5 protein-coding genes are annotated in these 5,593 nt (G+C 70.1%); all 5 read left to right on the top strand.

Annotated elements, in window-relative coordinates; all coding sequences use genetic code 11:
* Window positions 1–118: 118 nt before the first annotated feature.
* On the top strand, window positions 119–1,339 hold the full coding sequence (locus ROP_RS01180; RefSeq protein WP_012687512.1) for a lipase family protein: 1,221 nt from the start codon (window positions 119–121) through the stop codon (window positions 1,337–1,339).
* A 121-nt stretch (window positions 1,340–1,460) separates the two neighbouring features.
* The gene (locus tag ROP_RS01175; RefSeq protein ID WP_012687511.1) at window positions 1,461–2,147 is read left to right on the top strand and encodes an SDR family NAD(P)-dependent oxidoreductase; all 687 of its coding nucleotides are present in this window, start codon (window positions 1,461–1,463) and stop codon (window positions 2,145–2,147) included.
* Window positions 2,148–2,241: 94 nt separating this feature from the next.
* On the top strand, window positions 2,242–4,599 hold the full coding sequence (locus tag ROP_RS01170; RefSeq protein WP_012687510.1) for an ATP-binding protein: 2,358 nt from the start codon (window positions 2,242–2,244) through the stop codon (window positions 4,597–4,599).
* Window positions 4,600–4,877: 278 nt separating this feature from the next.
* The gene (locus ROP_RS01165; RefSeq protein WP_012687509.1) at window positions 4,878–5,267 is read left to right on the top strand and encodes a Zn-ribbon domain-containing OB-fold protein; all 390 of its coding nucleotides are present in this window, start codon (window positions 4,878–4,880) and stop codon (window positions 5,265–5,267) included.
* A complete protein-coding gene (locus tag ROP_RS01160; RefSeq protein ID WP_012687508.1) occupies window positions 5,264–5,593 on the top strand; it encodes a hypothetical protein in 330 nt (109 codons plus the stop codon). The genes ROP_RS01165 and ROP_RS01160 overlap by 4 nt, the downstream gene beginning before the upstream one ends.

The following is a 5,593-nucleotide window of genomic DNA, read 5'->3' as shown; positions in this document are numbered from 1 at the left end:
CCCATTTTCCGAGTGGGCGGGCCCGCCCTCGATTGCAGTGCAGTAACGGGCGGGCCCGATTACCGATATCTCCTGCGAACTCGGTAACAATCGATCTCTACCCACAACAGGAGGCGACATGAAGCGCTCACGTATCACGAGCCTCACGGCGAGCGCTCTGTGTGCCGCTTTCGTCGCCTGCAGCGCCGTCGCGAACGCCGGAGTCGCCACCGCCCTGCCGATCTATCCCGCCTCGGACCCCGATCCCTTCTATGGGCAGCCGCAGGGTCTGGCGGAGGCCGCGGTGGGTGAGCCGCTCGCGGTCCGCCCGATGCCGCCGCTGCTGGCCTTCCCCGACACCGATGTCTGGCAGGTGAAGTACCGCACCACCAACTCCGAGGATCACCCGATCTCGTCGGTGACCACTGTGCTGGTACCCCGTGACCGGCCGGTGAACGGGCCGCTGCTGTCGTATCAGCACATCATCAACGCGCTCGGGCCGCGGTGCGCGCCGTCTCGGACGCTGTACTCGAACGACCCGGACCTCCAGATCAAGGAGGCACCGGCGCTGAACCTGGCACTGCAGCGCGGCTGGACCGTCGCGCTGCCGGACCACCTCGGCCCGAACAGCGCCTACGGCGCAGCCCGGCTCGGCGGAACCATCACCCTCGACGGCATCCGCGCGGTGCAGCGGGTGCCGGAACTGGCGGTGGCGGAGAGCCCGGTCGCGCTGGCGGGGTACTCGGGCGGCGGCATGGCCTCGGCGTGGGCCGCGGCACTCGCACCGACCTACGCTCCGGAACTGAACATCGTCGGCGTCGCCGAGGGCGGTGTGCCCATGAACATCGGCAAGATGGCCAACGGTCTCGGCATGCAACCGCATCCGGCGTTCGGTCTCGCGATGGCGGCGGCGCTCGGACTCGAGCGGGAGTACCCGGACAAGCTTCCGATCAGCGAGCAACTCAACGACCGCGGACTGGCGATGCGCGACGAGATGGTCAACGCGTGCACCAACGGCATTCTCGCGGCCGGTGCCGGCCGCAGCGCCACGGAGGTCGCCAAGACCACGGACCTGATGAGCAGTCCGCAGGCCTGGGAGGTGCTGAACGAGAACAGCGTCGAGTTGTACCCGGGTGTGCCGACCGCCCCGATCTTCGAATGGCACAGCCCCACCGATGTGCTCATCCCGGTCGATTCGATCGAGGCCACGGTCGCCCGGTACTGCGCCGCGGGCGCCAAGGTGCAGTCGGACCTCTTCCCGAGTCCCGACCACCTGACCACGGCCGTTCTGGGCCTGCCGACCGCCCTGGACTACCTGGACGCCCGCTTCCGCGGCGACCCGGCACCGTCCAACTGCTGACCCGGCAGGAGCCGATCGGCGGCGGGCCACCCCAGGCTCGTCGCCGGATTGTGTTCTGGCCGTGCGCAGTCCGAAAAATGTTGAGCGTTTGAGCAGATCTACCCGGGGGTATCCCGAACCCATGCACCCCAGCACACGCACCGCAGTCGTGACGGGATCTGATTCGCCGATGGGCCGAGCCGTCGCCCTGGCGCTCGCGGACGACGGTTTCGACGTGGGCCTCGCCTACGTCGCGGACCGGGACAGCGCCGAGGCCACGGCCGCGGACGTCGAATCCAGATCGGTGCGCGCGGCCGTCCAGCACATGGACCTGGCCGACCTGCCGGGCTCCGCCGACGCCGTCGACGAGTTCGCCCGGGACCTGGGTGGAATCGGCGTTCTCGTCAGCTGCCCCGGCAGCACCGCCGTCGAGTGCATCCAGCGCGCCGTGCGGTACATGATCGCCGGCGGCGGGGGCGGGCGGGTCGTCAACGTCACCACCTCCTCGTCCGGTCTCGGCGGGCTGACCGGTCTGCTGGCCGCCGAGCTGGCGCGATATTCGATCACCGTCAATTCGGTGGTGGTGCCCGCGGTCGAACCGGACTTCGCGGCGCCCGGCCCCGGCGACCGGGAAGTCGCGGCGGTGGCGTCGTATCTGTGCGCGCCAGCCGGGATGTTCGTCACCGGTGCCGCGTACGTCGTCGACGGCGCGCGGATCGCGATGATCCCGCACAGCCTGACCGAGGCCGGTGCGCTGCGCCCGCCCCGCCGGGCAGGCCGCATCCGGTCCTACACCGGTCGCTGGGCGCCCACCCGCTGGACGCGGTGATCGGTCCGCGGGTCCTCCGAAACCCACGGACGCGCAGCCGAAAACAGGACGCGCAACCGAAAGCGTCGTTGCTCCCGCGCACCGGGAGTACCGTGTGCGCAGGGGGCTGCGAGTCGAGAGTGACGGTGTGATGCCGGCGGCAGTGAAGGGCACAGTGGGAAATCTGCCCCACGAACTGACGAGTTTCGTCGGCCGTCGCCGTGAGGTGACCGAGGCGCGGCGCCTGCTGTCCATGTCCCGTCTGGTGACTCTCGCCGGGATCGGGGGTGTCGGGAAGACCCGGCTGGCGCTGCGGGTGGCCGCCGACGCGAGTCGCGCCTTCGAAGACGGTGTATGGCTGGTCGAGTTGGGGGAACTGGACGACGACACCACGCTCGTCGACGCCGTGTCCTCGGCGCTGCGACTGCGGGAACAGCGCACCGGGAACCCGGAAGTACTGCTGACCGAGTACCTCGCCGACCGGCAACTGCTGCTGGTGCTCGACAACTGCGAGCACGTGGTCGCCGCGGCCGCAGCTTTGTCGGAGACGCTGCTGCGGAGCTGTCCGGAGTTGCGGATCCTCGCGACGACCCGTGAACCTCTCGCCATCGGCGGGGAGGCCGTGCTCCGGGTGCCGCCGCTGACGGTGCCGGAACCTGAACGAACCTCCCTGCAGGGCCTGCCTCAGTACGAGGCGGTGACGTTGTTCGTCGAACGGGCGGCCACCGCGGTGCCGGAGTTCGAACTCACCGACGAGAACCACGTGGCGGTGGCCCGGATCTGCCGCCAGCTGGACGGGTTGCCGCTGGCGATCGAGCTGGCGGCGGTGCGGCTGCGGGTGATGTCGGCGGAGCAGATTCTGCAGCGCCTGACCGACCGCTACCGGTTGCTGACGGTGGGGTCGCGGGGCGCGCCGAGCCGCCAGCAGACCCTGCGCCTGTGCGTCGACTGGAGTCACGAACTGTGCACCGACGAGGAACGCGAACTGTGGGCGCGACTGTCGGTGTTCGCGGGTGGATTCGAACTGGACGCGGTGGAGGGCATCTGCGCCGGCGACCTGCCCGTCGAGAACGTCCTCGACGTGGTGGCGTCGTTGATCGACAAGTCGATCCTGATCCGGGAAGAGGTCGGGCCTGCGGTGCGGTATCACCTGCTCGAGACGGTGCGCGACTACGGCCGGGAGAAACTGCAGGAGACCGGCGAGCTCGTGGCGCTGCGCCGGCGGCACCGCGACTGGTACGAGCAGCTGGTGGTGCGGTGCGAGGCCGAGTGGATCGGACCCCGGCAGGCGATGTGGATCGGACGGCTCGACGCGGAGAAGCTGAACGTGCGGGCCGCGCTGCATTTCTGCCTGACCGAGCCGGGGGAGGCCGAACCGGGACTGCGGACCGCTGCCGCACTGTATCCGTACTGGCGGGCCCGCGGACTGCTCCGCGAGGGGCGCCGCTGGCTCGGGCAGCTGCTGGGGCGGCACCCGGGCGGCGCGAGCCGGGAACGGATCGAGGCGCTGTACGTCGACAGTGTGCTCGCGGGCATGCACGGCGACCGGGAGGCCGCGAAGGCACTGGTCGACGAGGGGGCCGTCCTCGCCCAGCGGAACGGTGACCCGCTGCTCGGCGCCCTGGTGGTCCATGCCGCCGGGTGCTGCGCGATGTTCGCCGGCGACCTGCCGCGTGCGCGGGCGTGCTTCGAGGAGGCCCTGCCCGTGTTCCGCGACCGGGGCAGCCTGCTGCAACTGACGTGGGGACTGCTCGGAGTCGCACTGGTCAGCGGCATGCAGGGCGACGGGGCGGTGGCGAAGATGTGCGGATCCGAGATCTTCGCGCTCACCGAGGCCCACGGCGAATCCGTGTATCGCGGCTGGTCGCTGTGGGCGGCCGGAATGGCGGCCTGGCAGCGCGGGCATCTCGCCCTCGCCGACGACTACGTCAAGCAGGGGCTGCGGCTGTCGCACCTGGTGGACGACCGGATCAGCGCGTGCGGGGCGCTCGAGGTGCTCGCGTGGGTGGCCGTCGGCTCCGGCCGGGCCCGGAACGCCGCCGAACTGATGGGGGCCGCGGAGGCCGTCGCACAGGCCGTCGGCAACCCGAGCACCGTCTATCCGAACCTGCTCGTCCACCACGCGGAATGCGAGCAGCAGGCACGCGCCGTGATTGGGGACCGCGCGTTCGACGCGGCGTTCGACCACGGCATGCACACGTCCTTCGACGACGCGGTGGCCCTCGCGCTGGACGAGCGGCGACCCGACGCCGCGGCGTCGTCGAACGGGACGCCGCACCTGACCAAACGCGAATCGCAGGTGGCCGAACTGGTCGCCGACGGGCTGACCAACAAGGCGATCGCGGCACGGTTGGTCATCTCGCAGCGCACCGCGCAGGGGCACGTCGAGCACATTCTCGCGAAACTGGGTTTCACCTCACGCACCCAGATCGCGGCGTGGATCGTCGAACACGCACAGGACCCGCACCCCTGACCGGGCACCCGCGCGGGGCGAAATAGGTATGTCTCCGGGTCGTTCAGCCGCTGTACTTCCGCGCTGCGGACGGGATGCTCGTACACGTCCCCCCACTCCGGCTCCAGACCGAGGCCCCCGATGTCCACTGATCCCCGAATGCACCGAAAGCCCGACCCCCAACTTCCACTGCCCCCGCTTCTCCGTCGGGTGCGCACCGTCGACCGGTGTCTCGGGTGGACCGGGGGAAAGCAAGTGGCACACGACGCGGTGGGGCAGGATCTCGCGGGGGTGGCGGCGTGACCACGGACGGAATGACCCGCTGGCAGGGAATCGCCCAGAAGTGCGAACTGATGATCCAGCGCTGCCTCAACTGCACGACCCTGCTCGCGCCGTTGATGGCCACCTGCTCCGCCTGCCAGGGTTCGAACCTCGAGCGGGTCCCGTCCTGCGGGGTCGGGTCGATCGTGTCCTCGAAGGTGGTCGATCGTGGGCTGAGCGGCCTCGACCGCGGCCGCGTCCCCTGCACGATCGCGATCGTCGAACTCGACGAGGGTCCGTGGGTGTACACCTGGATCGACGGGGACGTCCCGGCACCGTCGGACTGCCCGGTTCGGGTCGAGTTCCGTCCCGCGTCGACGGCGGAACAGCTGCCGGTGTTCGCCGTCCGCGCCGGGGATCAGCGATGACCGCCGTGGCGACGGAGACCGAGGGCGAACCGGAAGAAGCGTTCGGCACCGAATGGCTGCGCCTGGCGCTGCGGCGGTGCGAGTTGCTCGCGCAGATGCACTCCGTGAGCTCGGATGCGCGCTGGATGATCAGTTTCGCGATCCAGTGGGCCCCGTTCGGCGGCGCGAGCGCGGCGGAACTGCTGGAGCGATTCGGCGTCAACCGCCGACGCTTCATGGAACTGGTGCTCGACGGACTCGCGCCGAAGGCCGGCGACATCCAGAAGATCCGTGCGATGAAAGCTCAGCTGCGGACCTCCCTCGTGCAGGCGTGGGGGGTGCAGTAG

Origin of the sequence: Rhodococcus opacus B4, assembly GCF_000010805.1 — a bacterium.
Classification (GTDB): domain Bacteria; phylum Actinomycetota; class Actinomycetes; order Mycobacteriales; family Mycobacteriaceae; genus Rhodococcus_F; species Rhodococcus_F opacus_C.
Note: the sequence above shows the minus strand (reverse complement) of the source record. Positions and strands in the feature narration are given on the sequence as shown.